Source organism: Paenibacillus sp. FSL R5-0713 (assembly GCF_037973325.1).
Lineage (GTDB): Bacteria > Bacillota > Bacilli > Paenibacillales > Paenibacillaceae > Paenibacillus.
In genome coordinates, this window is record NZ_CP150229.1 from 1,430,854 (window position 1) to 1,451,205 (window position 20,352).

Annotated in this window: 13 protein-coding genes; 11 read left to right on the forward strand and 2 right to left on the reverse strand. The window is 46.0% G+C overall.

What is annotated here, in order from left to right; all coding sequences use genetic code 11:
* Nucleotides 1-114 precede the first annotated feature (114 nt).
* From MKZ12_RS06270 to MKZ12_RS06300, 7 genes are all read left to right on the forward strand, one after another.
* Nucleotides 115-1,119 carry an ABC transporter permease gene (locus MKZ12_RS06270; protein ID WP_339259388.1) on the forward strand — a complete coding sequence of 335 codons (1,005 nt, stop codon included), beginning with the start codon at nt 115-117 and terminating at the stop codon, nt 1,117-1,119.
* A gap of 41 nt (nt 1,120-1,160) precedes the next feature.
* The gene (gene nikC / locus MKZ12_RS06275; protein ID WP_124117053.1) at nt 1,161-2,060 is read left to right on the forward strand and encodes a nickel transporter permease; all 900 of its coding nucleotides are present in this window, start codon (nt 1,161-1,163) and stop codon (nt 2,058-2,060) included.
* 1,395 nt (nt 2,061-3,455) lie between these two features.
* Nucleotides 3,456-5,336, forward strand: a complete 1,881-nt coding sequence (gene htpG, locus MKZ12_RS06280; RefSeq protein WP_339240249.1) for a molecular chaperone HtpG — start codon at nt 3,456-3,458, stop codon at nt 5,334-5,336.
* A gap of 718 nt (nt 5,337-6,054) precedes the next feature.
* The gene (gene dgt / locus MKZ12_RS06285) at nt 6,055-7,470 is read left to right on the forward strand and encodes a dGTP triphosphohydrolase (protein ID WP_105597648.1); all 1,416 of its coding nucleotides are present in this window, start codon (nt 6,055-6,057) and stop codon (nt 7,468-7,470) included.
* Between the two features lie 42 nt (nt 7,471-7,512).
* Nucleotides 7,513-8,547: an MsnO8 family LLM class oxidoreductase gene (locus MKZ12_RS06290; RefSeq protein ID WP_339242950.1), complete on the forward strand. Its 1,035-nt coding sequence runs from the start codon at nt 7,513-7,515 to the stop codon at nt 8,545-8,547.
* A gap of 256 nt (nt 8,548-8,803) precedes the next feature.
* Nucleotides 8,804-10,516 (forward strand): methyl-accepting chemotaxis protein, encoded by a 1,713-nt coding sequence (locus MKZ12_RS06295; RefSeq protein ID WP_339259389.1) that lies wholly within the window; start codon nt 8,804-8,806, stop codon nt 10,514-10,516.
* A gap of 268 nt (nt 10,517-10,784) precedes the next feature.
* Nucleotides 10,785-11,762, forward strand: coding sequence for an RNA methyltransferase (locus MKZ12_RS06300; RefSeq protein WP_339259390.1), 978 nt, complete (start codon nt 10,785-10,787; stop codon nt 11,760-11,762).
* A gap of 339 nt (nt 11,763-12,101) precedes the next feature.
* Here MKZ12_RS06300 and MKZ12_RS06305 read toward each other — a convergent pair whose 3' ends face one another.
* A complete protein-coding gene (locus tag MKZ12_RS06305; RefSeq protein WP_339259392.1) occupies nt 12,102-13,058 on the reverse strand; it encodes a D-2-hydroxyacid dehydrogenase in 957 nt (318 codons plus the stop codon).
* A gap of 206 nt (nt 13,059-13,264) precedes the next feature.
* Here MKZ12_RS06305 and thpR point away from each other — a divergent pair, with 206 nt between their 5' ends.
* Complete coding sequence (thpR, locus tag MKZ12_RS06310; protein WP_339259393.1) at nt 13,265-13,867, forward strand: RNA 2',3'-cyclic phosphodiesterase; 603 nt, start codon at nt 13,265-13,267, stop codon at nt 13,865-13,867.
* Between the two features lie 130 nt (nt 13,868-13,997).
* Nucleotides 13,998-14,843 carry a cell wall hydrolase gene (locus MKZ12_RS06315; protein WP_339259394.1) on the forward strand — a complete coding sequence of 282 codons (846 nt, stop codon included), beginning with the start codon at nt 13,998-14,000 and terminating at the stop codon, nt 14,841-14,843.
* A gap of 275 nt (nt 14,844-15,118) precedes the next feature.
* Here the strand turns inward: MKZ12_RS06315 and MKZ12_RS06320 are convergent, their stop codons facing one another.
* Nucleotides 15,119-16,333 (reverse strand): glycosyltransferase, encoded by a 1,215-nt coding sequence (locus MKZ12_RS06320; RefSeq protein ID WP_339259396.1) that lies wholly within the window; start codon nt 16,331-16,333, stop codon nt 15,119-15,121.
* A gap of 381 nt (nt 16,334-16,714) precedes the next feature.
* On the opposite strand from MKZ12_RS06320, the gene MKZ12_RS06325 reads away from it, so the two are divergent.
* Nucleotides 16,715-17,296, forward strand: coding sequence for a TetR/AcrR family transcriptional regulator (locus MKZ12_RS06325; RefSeq protein ID WP_339240260.1), 582 nt, complete (start codon nt 16,715-16,717; stop codon nt 17,294-17,296).
* 206 nt (nt 17,297-17,502) lie between these two features.
* A complete protein-coding gene (locus tag MKZ12_RS06330; protein ID WP_339259397.1) occupies nt 17,503-19,785 on the forward strand; it encodes a YhgE/Pip domain-containing protein in 2,283 nt (760 codons plus the stop codon).
* Nucleotides 19,786-20,352: the final 567 nt, after the last annotated feature.

Below are 20,352 nucleotides of genomic sequence, written 5' to 3' on the forward strand. Positions count from 1 at the left end.
CGCTGGTGAGACGAAATGCTTGGCAGAACCCACATCCGGACGTAACTATCCAAAGCATGCGTATCTGCCAGCGCTTTTTATTTTGCACGATATGTCGAAGGCAGGTGAACAGGATTGAACAGCTATATTGTCAAACGTGTGCTTGTGTTGCTGCCCGTACTGCTGGGCATGACCCTGATTGTCTTTTCCATCATCCACGCCATCCCGGGTGATCCGGCCGAGACCATACTTGGGCAAAAGGCAACCGAACAATCCAAGCAGGCCCTTCGTGACCAGCTCGGTCTGGATAAACCCTGGTTCCAGCAATATTTCGCCTACTTGGGCGATTTGCTCAAAGGCGACCTCGGAACATCCATCCGCACCAAGGTGCCTATTGCCCAGGAAATTGTGCCTTATCTGACAGCAACCCTTGAATTAACAATGGCAAGTATGTTGTTTGCTGTCATTATCGGGGTGAATGCGGGGATTATCAGCGCATGGAAGCACAACTCCTGGTTTGATTATTGTTGTATGGTCATTGCTCTAGTGGGTGTATCCATGCCGATCTTCTGGCTCGGCCTGATGGAACAATGGCTGTTTGCGAACAAATTGCAGTGGCTGCCGTCCATTGGGCGCATGAATGCACGTGATCCGGTGGAAGCCATTACGGGCTTGTATGTGCTGGATACGATGATTGCTGGACAATGGAATCAGTTATGGACCGTAACGAAACATTTGTTGCTCCCGAGTATTGCGCTTGGTACGATCCCAATGGCCGTTATTGCCCGGATGACCCGTTCCAGCATGCTGGAAGTGATGAGTTCCGATTACATTCGTACTGCAAAGGCGAAGGGACTGGGCCCGTTTTTTGTCGTATATGGACATGCCCTTAAAAATGCTTTTATTCCCGTGCTTACGGTTATCGGCATCCAGACCGGATCGTTGCTCGGGGGTGCGGTGTTGACCGAAACGATCTTTGCTTGGCCGGGCGTGGGACGTTATATATATGAAGCGATTAGTTCGCGGGACTATCCGGTAATCCAGAGTGGCATTCTGATCGTGGCATTCTTTTTCGTGGTCATCAACCTGATTGTGGACTTGCTCTACGCCGTGTTCGATCCTCGGATTAGTTATAAATAGGAGATTCATCAATCATTCATATCCAAGAAAGGAGACGCCGCATGGCCAAATTATCGACTAATACCGGACCATCGATTGATGCTGCGTCGGCGAGCACATCCGGTCCATGGCGGGAAGCGTGGAGAACGTTTCGGAAAAACCGGCTTGCACTTGCGGGCTTGATTATTATCGTATTTTTTATCCTGTTGGCTTTCCTCGCGCCATATATCGCACCTTACGATTACAAGGAACAGGTGTTGGTGGATCGGCTTCAGGCCCCTTCGGCAGAGCATTGGTTTGGTACCGATGATCTGGGGCGTGACGTGTTTTCCAGAGTGCTGCATGGAGCGCGCATTTCCTTGTGGGTGGGCTTCTTCTCTGTCATTGGTTCCATTATCGCGGGTACGCTGCTTGGTCTGATTGCTGGATTTTATGGAAAATGGGCGGACATGCTCATCTCGCGTTTATTTGATATCTTGCTCGCATTCCCGGGGATTTTGCTGGCCATCGCCATTGTGGCGATACTGGGCCCGTCGTTGCAAAATGCACTGCTCGCCATCGCCATCGTCAACATCCCGACTTACGGAAGGTTGGTGCGTTCACGGGTACTCAGCTTGAGACAGGAGGAATTCATTACGTCGGCACGGACACTTGGGGCGGGCAACGGGCGGATCTTATTCCGCCACATCTTGCCCAACAGTCTTACTCCGCTGATCGTACAGGGTACGCTCGGGATTGGAACGGCGATTATCGAAGCTGCTGCACTCGGTTTTCTGGGCATGGGCGCACAACCACCCGACCCGGAGTGGGGGAAAATGCTGTCGGACTCCCGTCAGTTTATACAAAAAGCACCGTGGACACTCATCTTCCCCGGCGTTTCTATCATGTTGACCGTCCTCGGCTTCAACCTCATGGGCGATGGACTCCGTGATACCCTTGATCCGAAAATGGCAAAAAAGTAGAATTTTCAAACTCAAACTCAAACTCAAACTCAAACTCGTATTCATATTCAACCTCAAGCTCTAACCTCAAGCTCTAACCGCAACCGCAACCGCAACCGCAACCGCAACCGTAACCGTAACCGTAACCGTAACCTATAACCCTAATTTGTACTCTGATTTTATCTGTTCCGCACCTTACACGCTACAGATAACTCTAAACTAACCGTATGTGCTAACTTTCTGCCGTAATCCTATGTGTAGCTATAATGCTAACTTCTGCATCATCTCTAACGAACCTGGGAGGCCTTATTTTACGATTTTTAGCTGATTTCCTAATCTAACGAACTTCACACACCCTAATATGTGAAAAACTTTCGAATGTGCTCCATAGATTGGATTAAATTGAGCAATAGCGTGTCTAGGGTTCGTTAGATTACAGATTCATCCCAAAAAGGCCATTTAACGCCTCTGAGGTTCGTTAGCGCGTAACAGCCATACTTCTCAAGACATTTAAGCAATCACAGGACCAAGTTACCAATATACCAACGGACATATCAACACAATATATCAACACAAAAATAGCAATGCGGACCTATCAATACGAACATATCGATACGTCAGTCTCAACACTGCAAACCCGAGGATATTCCGAGGCGCATTAAATAGAAAAGTTTTAAAGCTATCCACAATACCAACGGACAGATTACGATCTTCCCCAAAAACCGGTTCGAACTTCGGTTCGAGGCGGCTTTTGTTTTACCTGCGGGATTACGTTAAAATGATTGGTGATGTGTCAAAGTTGAAGGGGTATTCGATCTTTTTGTTAAAATAACCGCCTGCGTATTGACACCCAATTTTCCCATATGTTATATAAAAGGAAGGGTTTAGCACTCCGATCATTAGAGTGCTAACAAATGATGTTTTTACTATACGCCTACATATGGAATGATTCTGTTTTTGAAAATAGATATTGAACCTGAGTAGGACATGCGAAGCCAAGGGACGCACAGACCTGAAGAAGTGAAATGTTTGCTTAATCAACAGACTCCATCTAAATAGAAGGCTCTAATCCTCATACAAGTTCCTGATTAAATGCGAAAGTAGTGCAGGGGACGAAATCGATTTGGAGGAAGCGAAGCGTTCGCCTTTATAACCGGATTTCTTCCTTTTAAAAAAGGGAATCAAAGAAATACGGGGATAACAGCGATCCGAAAAACGATTCGTAACCGAAGCGGCTACATGGCAGAACGTCAATGCACTTATTTTTTGCAATGACTCATTAGTGTGAGTCACATTATCTGAGGACTAGAGCGCTCAAAGGTTCTTGAGTCTCCTAATGGTCGCAGGAATATCTCGGTTATTTCTATTTTCAATCCAATCATTCGATATCCAAATCTGAAAGGAGTCCAACCATTCATGGCTAAAAAAGAATTCCAGGCAGAATCCAAACGTTTGCTGGATATGATGATCAACTCCATTTATACGCAAAGAGAAATCTTTTTGAGAGAATTGATCTCCAACTCCAGTGACGCCATTGATAAAATTTACTACAGAGCACTGACAGACGATACGCTCGTTTTCAACAAAGAGGACTACTTCATCAAGCTTACCATCGACAAAGAAAATCGCACGCTCACACTGACGGATACCGGAATCGGGATGACACAGGAAGAGCTGGAGAACAATCTGGGCGTTATTGCGAAAAGTGGTTCCCTGGCGTTTAAGAAGGAAAATGAAGCCAAAGACGGCCATAACATCATCGGACAATTTGGGGTTGGTTTCTACTCGGCATTTATGGTGGCGGACAAGCTAACCGTAACAAGTAAAACGCTGGGCAGCGACGAGGCTTGGAAATGGGAGTCCGAAGGCGCAGATGGATACACGATCACACCAGCTGAGAAAGATTCCGTAGGTACAGAGATCGTCCTGACGATCAAAGAAAATACCGAAGAGGATTCGTATGACGAATTTTTGGAAGAGTACCGCCTGAGATCCATCATCAAGAAATACTCCGACTTCATTCGCTACCCGATCAAGATGGATGTGACGGGTCAACGTCCGAAAGAGGGCACGGAGAACGAGTTCGAGGAATACCAAGAAGAGCAAACCGTGAACAGCATGGTACCGATCTGGCGTAAAAATAAAAGCGAATTAACCGAAGAAGATTACAATAACTTCTATATGGAAAAACGCTACGGTTTTGACAAACCGCTCAAACATTTGCACATCAGCGCTGATGGCGCAGTGGTGTACAATGCAATCCTGTTTATTCCGGAGAACACACCGTTTGACTACTATACCAAAGAGTATGAAAAAGGCCTTGAACTCTACTCCAACGGTGTACTGATTATGGATAAATGCGGGGATCTGTTGCCAGATTACTTCGGATTTGTTAAAGGTATGGTGGATTCGGAAGACCTGTCCCTGAACATCTCCCGTGAGATGTTGCAACATGACCGTCAGCTTAGCCTGATCGCGAAGAACATTAAGAACAAAATCAAGAGCCAACTGCAAAGCCTGTTGAAGGACGAGCGTGAGAACTACGAGAAGTTCTACCAGGCGTTTGGTCGTCAATTGAAATATGGTGTATACAGTGACTATGGGGTGAACAAGGATACATTGCAGGATCTGCTGTTGTTCACGTCTTCCAAAGAGGGCAAACTCGTGAGCCTGGACGAATACGTCTCCAGAATGCCGGAAGATCAGAAGTACATCTACTATGCATCCGGTGAGTCCATTAGCCGGATCGAGAAGCTGCCACAGATCGAGGGCGTTCTTGAGAAAGGGTACGAAGTACTGTACTTCACCGATGACATCGACGAGTTCGCAATCAAGATGATCATGAACTACAAGGAGAAAGAATTCAAATCCATCTCCAGTGGTGACCTGGGTATCGAAGATAGCGCGGACCAAGAAGAAACGGACGCTCAAGATAACGACAACAAAGAGTTGTTTGAAGCGATGCAAGCTCAATTGGCGGGTAAAGTCAAAGCCGTTAAAGCTTCCAAACGCCTCAGAAGCCACCCGGTATGTTTGTCCACTGAAGGTGAGCTGACGATTGAAATGGAGAAAATCCTGAAAGCTATGCCGAACAGTGAAAACGTACAAGCCGACAAAGTGCTGGAAATCAACGTGAATCACGATGTATTCAAATCGCTGAAAGACGCTTTCGCACAGGATCAGGAAAAACTGAACCTCTACACAAGCTTGTTGTACCATCAGGCACTGCTGATTGAGGGATTGCCAATTCAAGATCCAGTAGAGTTTACTAACGATATCTGTAAGGTTATGGTGTAAACTCCCATCGTACAAAGGTGCGATAATATCCTTGATGCAAAAATTCACACCGCCTCAAGAGTTAAATGGCGTGAGCATTAAGGCTAGAAGTTAAATTACTTCGATGCATCTACCATATTCATCCGACAGGGCATTTCCGTCCTGTCGGTTTTTGTTTTTTTACCCACAACGGGGTGGGCGTGGGGTAGGCAGACTATCATTGCAGCGATGGATAAACATCTTAATGGAATTCTTTAGTCATTCAAAAATGTGATGAAATCCCCTTTTCTAGGGGATGTGATGTCACTTAGATTGGGTGTGAATTAAACAGCAAAAGTAATGAAGGGGACGGAATCGATTCTGAAGAAGCGAAGCGTTTGCCTGAAAGCTTTCTGCAAGAAAGCTGCATCGGAAGCACATGCTATTCCCGAATTTCTCCCTTTCTAAAGGGAATCAAAGAAATTTGGGAATAACAGCGATCATAAGAACGATCCGTAACCGGAACGGCCACGCCAACTGTATCATGCACTTTTTTTTCATCATAAGTCACTTTCAATATAGAATCATGATCATTTAGGTGCACGAATGATAGTCTGGCAGGGTATAATAAAAGAATAGGACTGTTTATTACAAGTTGATGTAAGAAGAGATGACAATCGCAGACAGGTTTTACTTTTCGAAACCACAGATGTTGTGTATAATCACTCAAAATAGAGACAGTCGGCTAGGAGTGATCCCCATGCAATGGAACGATCTGAGAGAACATAGACAATATCCTGAACTAACCAAATTGGATGGATCTCGTGCAGCATACGAACGGGACTATTCCAGACTCATTCATTCACCGACCTTCCGTCGGTTACAGGGCAAATCACAGGTGTTTGGCGCAGGAACGGGGGATTATTATCGTACTCGTTTGACCCATTCCCTGGAGGTGGCGCAGATTGCACGAGAGGCTGCCCGCAGCCTGATTCGTCGTTTTCCCGAGGTGGACTGGGACCGTGCCGATAACCCGGGCCTTATTATTGATTCAGAAGTGGTGGAGTGTGCTGCAATCGCACATGATTTCGGTCACCCGCCGTTTGGACATAAAGGTGAAGAAGTATTAGACGGTATTCTGGATGACCTTATTAACACCGAGGCTAAGAAAATTATGAAAAAAAGCCGCAGCGCCAAAGTTCCCAAGGTGGAGTCTGAGGTTCGTGCCGAGCTAAAACGGAAATATGAGCATTTTGAAGGAAATGCACACAATTTCCGTCTCATTATGCATTTGGAGAAGCGTGAGGATATCGACGGACTGAACCTGTCTGATGCGGTATTACTGGGAATCAACAAGTATCCGTACCCCGGGACAGAGAGCAAGAAAGGCATGTATCATCATGAGTGGCAATATATTCGTGAGATCCGTGAACGTTGGAACGTGCCGGCAGGCAAGAAGACGCTTGAAGCACAGCTGATGGACCTATGTGACGATATTGCGTACTCCTCGCATGACCTGGAGGATGGTATCAAAGCAGGCAAAATTGAAGTACACGAGCACTTCCTGCAAGATCCTCATGTGAATCGACTGATTGTGGATAAGATTACAACGTTGGAGGATCTGTTCTGGAACGGATGGACTCGGGAAGCAATTGGGCAAAAGGTAGAAGAGGTGCTCGCTTCGTTCCTGCGCATCTGGAATGAGAAGATGCCGTTCTGTGAGCATGATTACTCGCGTACCCGACGTGAGGTGAAAGCTTATTGGGTGAGTTTCTTTGTAGGCAGCCTAGGTGTTATTGATGATGGTGACTGGAAGAAGGTTACCTTTGTCCGTGAAGGGGCTGAAGACCTTGATATGCTGCGTACGGTGAGTGTGCTTAAGAGTTTTGCATGGGTGACGATGATACGTGATCTGCGTGTGCAACGGCTACAGAAGCGAAGTGAGTGGATGATTAAGCGATTATGGGATGCATTCCTCGATCCGGAAACGTCCAAATCCATTATTCCATCCGACTGGCTGCAGCGGTATGAGAAGGATCAGGCCAAAGCGCAACCGATCTGGACCTGGGAACATATGGTGATTGATTATATTGCAGGAATGACGGATGCATTTGCCGAGAAAATATACAATGAACTTTATGGACTGAAGGTAGGTTCCATCTACGATCTGGATTAAAATGAACCGATATAAAGGGAGATGAGACGCTTGGCTACAAGAATGAGTGAGACGTTCAGTCTGGGCGTACTTGACCTTGTTCCAAGGTTAAACGATGCCACAGCGGAACAGGCACTTCAACAATCCGTGGCACTTGCGCAACAGGCTGAGGCTTGGGGATACACCCGATACTGGACATCAGAGCATCATGATATGGCTGAACTGGCATCGGCCTCTCCCGAAGTACTGCTATCCCACATCGGAGCAAGAACGACAACGATCCAGCTTGGCTCTGGAGCGGTCCTGTTGCCACACTACAGTCCGCTCAAGGTTGCAGAGTCGTTCCGTCTCCTGGCTACCCTCTATCCGGGGCGCATTGAGCTTGGGCTCGGACGTGCTCCTGGCGGTGGTCCTCATGCGACGATGGCACTCAGTGGCAATTACTTGCAACATGTGTCCAAGCTGCCCGAATCACTTGCAGCACTGACCGAACTGCTTGAAGATCGATATACCTACGAGGATCATCCTGTGACGGCTCGTCCGATTCCCAAGCTTCCGTTATCGCTTTGGATGTTGGGGACCAACGTAAAGAGCGCAGAATTTGCGGCACGGTTCGGCATGGGCTATGTCTTTGGTCAATTCATGAGTGATGCTGATGGTACAGAGGCTGTAAGGCGATACCGAGAAGGATTTGTTCCCAGTGCAACCATGAAGGAACCTGAAGTTATGGTGGCAGTCAGCGTATTGTGTGCGGAGTCAGAGACGGATGCCTTGGCCTGGAGTCGTGACATGGCAGAGAGACGCAGGGCGGATGGAAAAGAACGTTTAAGCGAGCTGAATTCGAATAGTATCGAGGTCTCCGGCACGAATGATTCAGCCAGTGCTGATCTTCATGAAGCTGAGCGGCACTATGCAGGTACACCTGAGCAGGTATGGGGTCAATTGGAACAAGTAAGTCGCAGGCTGGATACGGAGCGGTTGCTTCTGGTTACGGCAGGACCCGATTATGAGCGCAGGCTGAATTCTTACCGATTGCTGGCCGAGCAAAGACAGAGCAATCTTGAAGTAGGCGAAGCACTTTATGATGCAAACCGTTAAAATTTGAATAAAGCAGAGAGCTGCAGATCGGGATGTTACCGTATGCTGCAGCTCTTTATTGTAGAATATGCCAAAATTCAACAAGACTTTACTAAATTAAGCTTCTTAATAACAAAATAATGTTATAATACTTTACGTCTATTTTCCTATCGATATAATATAGATAAGTTCTTTTGACAAGAGGTCAAAAGAAGGGGAAAACAATGACAAAAGCACCTGAATTCGGGATGACCGAAGAGGTCAAGGGGGAAATCATATGTTCAGCAGATTTAAGATCAAAAGTATCGGTCTGCGTATCAGCATCGCGTTCTACTTGTTAATCCTCTGTTTGATTATTTTGAGTGTCACCATTGTCACCCGTATGAATTCAATCGAATCCAACACAAATGAGATTACAAACAATTGGATGCCATCAATCCAGCAAATTAACCGGTTAAACTACACTACGGAGCACGTTCTTTCGCTAAGTTATCGTCACTTTGACGCGGATAAATTGGACAAGGGAGCTTTGTTAGAAGAGCGTACCAAGTATATTCGTGAAACAACACAGGCGATTAAAATTTATGACCAGCAGGAAAAGTCTACGGAGGAACTCGAACACTGGAATGCGTTCAAGAATAAATGGGAAGCGTATCTTAAGATTAATACGCAAGCAATCAAGCTGAGTGATGAGGGTCAGACACAGCTGGCCAAGGAAGTCGCTGAAAAAGGTGCAGACTCCTTTGACGCCATGCAAGTCGATCTGGATTATCTTGTGGAATACAATCAGAAACAGTCCGATATTGCGGCGGCCCAAACGATCAGATCGGTTCAGGATGGTAGAATAATCATTATTATCGGTGTTCTTGTCATGATTGTCATTACAGCGATCAGTATTCCGATTATTCGTTCACAGGTCGTGAAACCACTGCTGCGTGTTATTAGTTCGGTGAAACTGATTGCAGAAGGCCAATTGAATGTACAGGATATACATACCAGACATGAGGACGAAGTCGGTGTTCTGGCCAAAGCGGTGAATGACATGAAAGGTAACCTGACTTCCATGGTTCTGAGCGTTAGACGAATTGCGGAAGCTGTCAATCGTCAGAGCGGGGAACTGGCAATCTCCTCCGAAGAGGTTAAGATTGGCAGTCGCCAAATTGCTGTGACCATGGAAGAGTCGGCCAAGGCTGCGGAAAGTCAGGCAGAGACAGCGGTGGAATCAGCTCGTACGGTTGAAGTGCTGAATGATCACATCCAGAATCATACGGAGCAAGGCAGTCAGCTACGCGTCATGTCGGATCTTGTACTGGAGCAAGGGCTGAATGGTCGCAAGGCGATGGAACAGTCAGTTCAGCAGATGCAACAGATTTCCGGAGCGGTCTCAACTTCCATGAACAAAATGGAACGGCTGAATCGTAAAAATGAAGATATCTCCAAGCTGGTTCAGGTCATTCATGACATTGCACGCCAAACCAACCTGCTGGCATTGAATGCCTCCATTGAAGCAGCCCGTGCGGGAGAGAGTGGACGCGGGTTCGCCGTAGTGGCCTCAGAAGTGCGGAAGTTATCGGAAGCTGTGCAGACTTCGGTCGAAGAGATCACGGCGATTACCGAGGATATTCAGCAGGAGTCACAAGGGGTGGTTGCGGAATTGCGTACAGGCGTTCAGGAGACCGAACTGGGTCAGGAACATGTACTTGCTTCAGGTCAGCTCTTCCGTACGATTAATGAATCGGTGGAAGGCATGGTAGGTGTGATCAGCACCATGACAGATGGCCTCGCGGGAATGCAGGAAGCAAGCGGACGAATGAATGATTTCAGTCAGCAGATTTCGGCTGTTTCGGAACAATCAGCAGCAAGTGTGGAAGAAGTTTCTGCATCGGCGGAAGAGCAGGTCAGTTCCATGGAAACGATTAGTGGCAACATTCAAAGTCTGAAAGAATTATCGGAAGATTTGCTAACATCCATTGAAAAATTAAAAATATAACCTTCTTCTTATAATAGAAGAAACTGGCTCATGCATTGGGGGTCTGTTGAGAATCTCAAAATAAAATAAGGTGTTCCTCAATCATGGGGACACCTTATTTTTTTCTTTCCAAATAGTTACCTCCAAAGAAATGGATAGTTGTCTAGCAGTCTAACATTGTATACAATGACTACCTGAAGCATTCGTAACAGCTGATATTTGATATGTATACACTGAGCTACTATCTATATAGAAGAAACATGATTAATGAAGGAAGGAGAGGAGAATTTTGCCTGATGAAACACTTGGTAGTTACACTACTTCTGGGAAATACCTCTACACCTTTGCTTGCCACGAGAACGAGCGTGAATTATGCATGCTGGAGCTGAATACGTTGCTTGAACCGAGTTCAGAGATCGGTATGGATAGGGGAGCATATGTGTGGTCTGAACGACATATATCACCTGGACGTAGTCCTTTTATCCATGGCAGATTAGATGTAATCGGTGAAGGCAATACGGTGAATGACCTGCTCCCTCTTGCCAAAGAGATTCAGCTGTTGCCAGAAGAGACATTTAAGGTGATTTGTCTGAAAGAAGGGGATCATGCCCCTGATTATGCACAGTCTCGTCAACTGGAAAAAGAAGTCGGCATGTGCATTAAAGGCAAGGCACAGATGAAGCAACCAAAAGTGACTTTCGGCCTAATCCAAACAGGAGAAAAATGGATCTTGGGCCAGTGGACAGAAGCTGATCGATCATGGCAGATACATCGGCAGAAGCCGCAAAACTACTCGACGGGATTTGGCATCACGCTTGCCAGAGCGCTGGTGAATATTGCTGTTCCGAACGTGGAAAACCATCGATTACTTGATCCGTGCTGCGGTATGGGAACAGTTGTCATTGAAGCTTTATCCATGGGAATTGATGCGAGAGGTAACGACTTGAATCCTCTGGCTGTCCGAGGTGCACGTATCAATCTGCCGCATTATGGATATGATTCGGATCGAATCACGTTAGGGGATATGAATGAACTGCAAGATCGGTATGATGCAGCAGTTCTGGACATGCCCTATAATCTCTGTTCTGTACTCCCAGATGCTGAGCAACGAGACATGCTGAAGAGCTTGCGCAGATTGACCCAGCGGGCAGTGATTGTTTCCACAGAGTGGGTAGAAGAGCACTTGTTGGAAGCGGGATGGACAGTAAAAGAGTACCGAACAGTAAACAAAGGCACGTTTATACGTCATATTTGGTTGTGTGTGTAAGTATAAAAAAACAAAACTCTACCTCTAAGGAAATTTCCAGAGGTAGAGTTTTTTACTGTGTACATTTTAATTGAACTAACGATTTACACGAGAAACGTAGAGGACAGAAAAAACTGAAGAAGCGGAGCTAAAAGCTTTCTGCAAGAAAGCTGCATCGTAAGCATACTCTTCGCCTTTATTCACAGATTTTCACTTTTCTAAAAGTGAGTCAAAAAAATCTGGGAATAACAGTGATCGGAAGGTTGCTCTGTCATCGGAGTTGTAAGTGTAAATATTGTTTAGTTCAATTGATATCGTTGATCTGATTTGCACAATATTGCATGGGAACGGATGTTTGTGTTAATATTTATGACTATAATCCACCAGGTTAAGCGGAAGTGTCTGGCCAGCTATATAAGCTTCCAGATTTTTGACGAAAATATCGAGGGCACGATCCGTGTATTGCTCCGTGCTTCCTGCGATATGTGGCGTCATTAAGACGTTATCCATACCCCATAACGGGTGGTCTGCCGGAAGGGGTTCTTCTTCGAACACGTCCAGTGCGGCGAAGGCAACCTGGCCGTTTTGGAGTGCATTCAGCAAGGCTTCCGTTTTCACACTGGGGCCGCGGCCCACATTGACGAAACATGCACCAGATTGGAAATGCTCAAATGCAGTTTGATCATATATATGTTTGGTTTCATCGGTCAACGGTAAAATGTTAATCACATAATCGCCTTGGCTCAAGGCTTCATGTAGGCCGGTCATGTCGTACATCTGATCCACGTTGGGGACATCTTTGCCTGAGCGACGAACTCCGATCGTTCGCATGCCGAGTGCTTTGAGGATGCGGGCTGTTTCGGTTCCAATCTCACCTACACCAACGATGACCGCTGTTTTACCGTGCAGTTCGGGTAGGGGGTTGGCGGGAGCTTTCCATTCGGATTGCTGTTGATGCAACATGGCTTGTCTCAGCCAGCGGCTGTGGGATAACATCATGCCCAGAATAATTTCGGTGATTGGAATGGCGTGAACTCCATTTGCACTGGTGACCTGAATGTTCTTCTGCTGCAAATCTGCAAAAGGAAGATTGTCCACACCAGCGGACCAGACCTGAACCCACTTCAACAGGCTGTCTTGTCTCAATGCATGTTCAGTGACAAGAGGTGACCAACCGAGAATAATCTCAGCCTCTTTCAACGCAGCAGGGTCCAATTCCTTGGCTTTTCCGAATGTCAGGGTGTACCCCGGTGCGGCATTCTGAATGCGTTGTTTCTGTTCTTCGGATAGAGATGGAAAACATACAATTTTACCCATAATGTGTGGTCCTCCTGAGATCAATAGTTTGATAAGTTTGATAATTGAAGTGTATCAGATTTGATGTTGGATGTGCATAAGGTGGTAAATGCAGGAATCTAGCCTTATTTGCAAATGGTTATCTTTGTGTCACTCTATAATTACCCAACTTGAAACGATATGTATAGTTATGAAATAATAGAGCGAACTTTAGAGAGGTGTATGCAATGAATAACCAATCACATCAGGATCATTCATCCCGACGGGAAAGATTGTTTGTGGCGATTCGTCTTCCTGGTCCTGTTCAGCAGTCTCTTCAGATGGACGCGAGGCTTGTACAGAACAAGCTTGATTTTCGTAAATGGACAGATCATAGGGATTATCATATAACCTTGCAATTTCTTGGGGATACACTTGTTAGTGAGATTGGACATCTTCGGAAAGCGTTGCGCTCAGTAGCAGTTGAATTCCAGGCGTTTGAACTTCAGCTTGCGGATTGGGGCACATTTGGACTTGAAGAAGCGCCTAAAGTGTTATGGAAGGGTGTTAGCGGAGAGATGGATCGGTTGATTTCACTGCAAAAACAAATCGTTCAGGCCACATCGACTCTTGGATTCGAAGCTGAATTAAGACCATATGCTCCCCACATCACCGTTGCTAGAAAATATCTGGGACAACTCCCAGGTAATGAGAATAAAGGGGTATCTGGAGTGCTTCCGGAACATACCTCAGGTGTTAATTCATGGATGGTGGAGGACATTGTACTTTATGTGACAAGGCTTGGACAATCTCCAATGTATGAGGTCGTGGACACGTTCTCTTTTTCCTGATAATCATTTTTATGCCATAAAATCACATTGACATTACGTTTATCCCTATGTAATATTAGCCATCGTTATTCAAATTCTTTTTTTTGGGTTACTTAGATAAGGGAAATGTTTCGACAGGAGGAATCTTCGAATGAACATTATAAGCAAGAATCGTTGGGTAGCACCGATGTTATCAGTGCTGCTTGTATGTATAGTGGGGGTAAATGTCGTTCAGGCGACGGGGAAGTGGAATGAAGCTAGTGATAGTAAACAGATGACCGAACTTGCGGCTTCTGTGCAAAATAAACAAACATCTGCGCAAGAAGAGAGGCGCATGATGGAAGATGGGACAAGTCTGTCTACACAAACCGTAGCGTGGACTGAATCTCTGCCAGCGAAGAACTGGTTGACGACTGCTCAAGAAAAGCAGGAATTGCAAGAAGCCAAGGCCAAGAACAAAGCTAGAGCTGTAGCTGCGGCCAAAGCCAAAAAAGAAGCTGCACTGAAATTGGCCAAAGTGGAACGTGCCAAAGCGGTGGCTGCTGTAACAACTCCCCCCCAAAAACTATACTTTACGCGGACCAAACTTCTGAACCAGGAAGACTCGAAACTCGCAACCTGGTCATACAGTGTGTCCGATAAAGAACTGCATCTGCTGCAAAAAATCGTCATGGCAGAGGCGGAAGGTGAACCGTACGAAGGCAAAGTGGCAGTTGCCAATGTTGTCTTAAACCGGCTGCGGTCAGCCAATTTTCCCGATACCATTTACAAGGTCATCTATCAGAAATCCCAGTTCAGTCCTGTAGCGAACGGACGTTTGAAACGTGTGGTTCCCAACGAGGACAGTATCAAAGCAGTGAATGCTGCGCTGAACGGGAAGAAGGAAGTTGCCGATGATACGTATTATTTCTTATCATTGACGCTTGCCGACGATCTGACAGTTGCCCGCTCGCAGAAAAAAGTAAAAACGATCGGTCATCATACTTTCTACAAGTAATCGACCCGTAAATTCTGCAAACAGGCAGGGTAGTTAACAGTGTGTGCTTCACACGGCCCTTCAAAAAGCCTGAATCGTAGTTTTATTTCGTTATTTAAAATATGGTTATACTCTAAATTACCCTTTTTTCTGCCAAATCATACGGTCGAAATCAATGAAAATAAAAGAAGGTTCCCTTCCAATAATTCGGAAGGGAACCTTCTTTGTATATCGTGAGCACTTGCCTTGTCCTCTATAACACCTCATGAGAGCTGTTCTATAGGTCCATAGAGACGTTAGAATGGGATTCTGGTACCTGACAAGGACGTGGCAGCAATTCCGGCTGAGAATCGCTCTACGGGTGTTTTCGTAACTTCGGCTGTCGTCGGGAATAATAAATCATGAACAGCTTGGGCGCAACACGTTGGATCATAGGCTGAACGGCTGCCGGTAATATGTGCTACGTTCAGCGGGCTTTCAGCTTGAGTGGATGCAGGTTCACAGAGTTGGCTGAAACGTTTGGTAATCACGTCGGCAGAGTGGATGACCTGGCCGTATCCGGCTTGTACAAAGTATTCACAGTTCTCTTCCTCTTGACCCGCCAGCGGAGGAATGAACAGCATGGGTAACCGCTTAGCCAACGCTTCGGTACATGTCATGCCACCAGGCTTCGTGATTAGCACATCGGATACATCCATCAGTTTGCTTACTTCACGGGTATATCCCAGAATACGAATATTAGGGTGCTGGAAGCAAGGCATCTCCTTCATTTTTGCAATCATTTTCTCGTTGCTACCAAGACAAAACACCAATTGAACACGATCTGCCCAGGACGTGAGAGCTTTCATATGATCCTCATCAAAAGAAAGTCCCCAGCCTCCACCCATAAGCAGTGCGGTAGGCATGTTCTGAAGCCCCATCTCTTGCCGCAACTTTACTTTGTCGCCCGCTTCCCAGAAGTCAGGATGCACAGGAATTCCCGTGATCTGAATGTGGGAGGGATCGACCCCTCGAATTTCAAGTAATGCTTTGACCTGAGGGGTGGAGACCAGATATTTATTCACTTCCGGATTAATCCATGTTCCATGCACGTCATAATCCGTCACGACGGTATAGAGCGGGATATTCAGGCCCTGGCGTTTGAGCCGGGAGATCACTGCATTTGGAAAAGGATGGGTACAGATCACCGCATCTGGTTTCAGTTGGGATACGACCTGTGCTGTCTGTGTATAGAAAATTCGATGCAACGCCAACTTGGTAAAGCCATTTAATGACTTGTTGTACTGTGTGCGGTACAACAGACTGACCAGTTTGGGTTGAACCGACAGTGTCTTTCGATATGCAGAAAAGATTAATGGAGCTACCGTTGGATTTAAAAATTTGCCTAGTTCAATGACACGACTGTGAACATGTGGACTGACTTTTTTGATGCCATGTGCCAGCGCATGAGCGGCCTGAGTGTGACCGGTACCGAATCCTTCCGATAATAAGAGCACTCTTGGTTTTCGCATGAGTTCACCTTTATTCATAAGTTTTAATTCATAATGAAGATATTCATCATTTTCGTTAGCTATAAATTATACATTACTACATGAATATACATTGAAGCGCAGAATCATGTTTCATCCATAAATATTTACACCATATCTCTTGGTCTGAGACAGTCTGACTTCATTTATATACGTATGTTTGAGTCATCTTACACTATAGACGACGACAGAAGGAGTTTCCACTGCATTTCGGTTAAAAAAAATTAACACAATATTTAAAATGTTAGGGTTGCAATCTTATTGCTGAGGTGGTAATGTATATTTTGACCGAATGACCGAATTGTATTTTTGGTCATTTATGTAGGACGAATGAACATTGAATGGAGTAAAAGGAGGGATATGATGGCTCCGATTGACAGGAGACAGCAGGTTATTCATGCAGCAGCCCAGTCGTTTGCCATGTTTGGATACAAAGCAACTACGATGGACCAGGTCGCCAAGATTGCGAACGTGGGCAAAGGAACGATCTATACGTTTTTCACCAACAAGGAACAATTGTTTGATCAGATTCTGGTAGAAGTGATTCAGGAAATGAAGAACATCGCACATCGTGAAGTGCATCAGGAAAGTGCATTTTTTGATAATCTCTTTCGGGTGCTGGATGCGTTGTTGGAATTCCGCCGTGATCACGAGCTGCTGGTTAAGTTATCACAGGAATTGAAGGACTTTGGAACACTGCAGGCCAAGGAAGGTTTGGACAAAGTGGAGAAAGTTATTTCCGATTTTCTGGCCCGGGAGCTTGAGAAAGCGAAGGATAATGGAGAGATTCGGGATTGTGATCCGCAAGTGGTCGCTTTTATGATGATTCGCTTGTATATTGCACTCACCTCTGATTGGAACAAACAACATCAACCGCTGAGCAAAGAGGAAATCAAGAATTACTTTCGCCTTTTCTTAATGGAAGGAATTGCTGCTGTAACGTAATCCGAATTTATTCTACTATAAATAAGGGTTATCATACATGTATGGCAGCGAGGCTTGTCGGAAGACAGGTTTGTTTTTTTGCTCTAAATTGACCGTTTGAGGAAAATGGTCACTTCGTGTTTCGGTAATTTTTCTGGAACGCGACATTTTATTTCATTATAGTTATTCCTGCTCATGAAGCAGAGAGATTAAGGGGAGAAAATGACATGAAATCTTTATCCGTGTTTTTCAAGGATGTGGGATCGGCCGTGAGAAACCCGAAGGTGTTGATCCCTGTTATTGCAATTATGTTTATACCGATCCTGTATAGTGGCATCTATCTGGCGGCTTATTGGGATCCGTATGGTCATGTAGATGAGATGCCGGTCGCCGTTGTCAATCTGGATAAAGGCGCAGAGCTGGAGGGAAAATCACTTCATGTAGGTAATGATCTGGTGGATGAGCTGAAGAAAAATGCAGATTTTAAATGGGACTTTGTCAGTGCGAGCCAAGCCAAAGAAGGCATGAGTAATGACAAATATTATATGCAAATCACGATTCCGGAGAACTTCTCATCCCAAGCAACAACATTGCTCGATGACAAGCCAGCACCGGCTGACCTGATCTATGAACCGAATGGCAATTATAGCTTTGTAGGGGCACAGATCGGTAAAACCGCGATTAAGGATCTGAAAGCGAAAGTGTCAGCCAAAGTAACGGAATCCTATGCAGAGACTTTGCTCGACAAGTTCTCCGAAGTATCTGATGGCTTGGCGGAGGCAGGTGATGGAGCTGGTGAACTGAACACCGGTGCAGGCAAACTGGATGATGGTGCAGTTAAGCTCAAGGATAACTTGGCGAAGCTTGCATCCGGGACGCTTGAACTTCAGGAAGGACTTTCTCCATTAAGTGATGGGGTTAACGCGTTGCACACGGGCGCGACCAAGCTTGAAAGTGGAACAACGAATCTTGTATCGGGTCTGCAACAGCTTCAGGCAGCCGCTTCGAGCCAGCTTCAGAGCGGAGCAGATCAGTTGAAGGATGGCAGTGCCAAGTTGGAAACGGGCCTTCAATCTTCACTGGATGGTACAAGTAAGTTGCAGGCTGGCCTGGCATCGTCAGAACAGGGCAGTGCGAAGCTGTCTGATGGTCTGCAAAGTGCCGTTCAGGGCAGCGGTACACTGGCAACAGGCCTGCAATCGGCTGTGGATGGCAGTGGGAAGGTTGCGGATGGAGCACAGAGCGTAGCCGCCGGATTGAAGCAGCTTGCTGCATCGAACCCGGAACTCGCCGAAAATGCGGATGTACAGAAACTGCTTGCGGCGAGTGAAGCGGTTGCTGATGGAAGTGCGCAACTGCATGAGAGCGAGCAGAAGCTTGCACAGGGTGCAGATCAGCTGCATCAGGGCAACCAGCAGTTGGCCGCGGGTGCATCCGAGCTCCATGGTGGTCAGAAGCAACTACTTGCTGGTGCAGACCAGCTGGTAGATGGACAGAAGCAATTGCTGGCTGGAGCCGGACAGCTTAGTCAAGGGGGAGAGAAACTCTCCGATGGTCTGAAGCAGTTCAGCGGCAAATTGGGTGATGCTGCAAGTGGCGGTACATTGTTGGCGAATGGTGCCAAGCAGCTGGGCTCAGGTACAACAGCTTTGCAAACGGGTGTGGGCAAACTCAGTGGTGGCGTTAGTTCACTAACCGATGGTTCCAAGCAACTGGGTGATGGCGCAGGCAAACTGGCTGACGGTCTTACTGAGCTAAAAGATGGCTCAAGTGAACTGGCAACCAAGCTGAATGATGCCGCGCAGAAAACATCCGAAGTGAAGAAAACGGATGATGTGGTGAACATGTTCGCTGAACCGGTGAACTCCTCGGAGAACACAGCAGAGAACGTGAGCAATTATGGTACAGGATTGACACCGTTCTTCCTGTCGATCGGTCTGTTTGTGGGATCATTGATTTCGACGATTGTATTAAAAATGCGGGAAACGTCCGTACCTGGTGCAACAGGCTGGAATCGTTTTGTCAGCCGGACACTGGTATTTGGCTCCGTGAGTATCTTCCAATCGGTTATCGTGGCAAGCTTCATGTTATATGGTCTTGGACTGGAGACGCACAGTGTAGGGCTGTTCTATCTGTTTACCATTATTACAGGGCTGACCTTCATGTTGATCGTTCAGGCGCTTGTAACCTGGCTGGATCTGCCTGGACGTTATGTTGTCATTCTGCTGCTGGTCTTCCAACTTGCGGCTAGTGCAGGTACATTCCCGGTAGAACTGATTCCATCGTGGCTTCAGGCATTTAGCCCTTGGTTGCCAATGACACACAGCATTATGGGCTTCAAAGCTGTTGTATCGAGTGGTAATCTGGATGTGATGTGGCATCAGGCAGGAATTCTTAGTATCTATGCAGGTGTATCTATTCTGCTGACGCTTGCTTACTTCCTTTGGAATGGCAGACGTCCGAAAAAAGAAATCGAACAGGCAGATTCCGGTCAAGTTGTGACGGCATAAGTCGAACCTGATCTTCAGCAGGGGCATATTTTTGAATAAAAACTTTATTTTCTTGTAGTGAAATTATGCAATATAGTAGTCAAATAGTGCAAATAGCCTGTGACCCCAAAAAGGGGTTACAGGCTATTTTGTATACAAATGCATAAAGAAGTAAAGATTCGCTGGCTTCCACAGTGGAAATTTGGTTGAATTATAGATAAACGCAGGCGGTACATGGAACGATTTTCTTCTGTCAGCAATTTAATTCAGTTGTACTCTGGCTTAAAAAGTGTATAATTATTCGAAAAAGAGATGAATTTAAACGTCACTACTGTAAAGCTGTACTGCAAAACATTTCTTATCAGAGGTATTAAAAAGTTTAAATTGCGCTGATGTTAGGTCGGTGTTAAAATAATAGAACTATATCAAAAAAACGTCGCTCCATTTCAGTAGCCGTGCCAGCGGCTGCGTGTTGATTTATACATGATGCTGTTTCCCGGATCGTCCGGATCAGCCCATCTCATTCAATGGCTTCTGCCCAATAGCAGGCTTATTTTTGACAGTCTCATGCTGTCACCTCTTCTATCT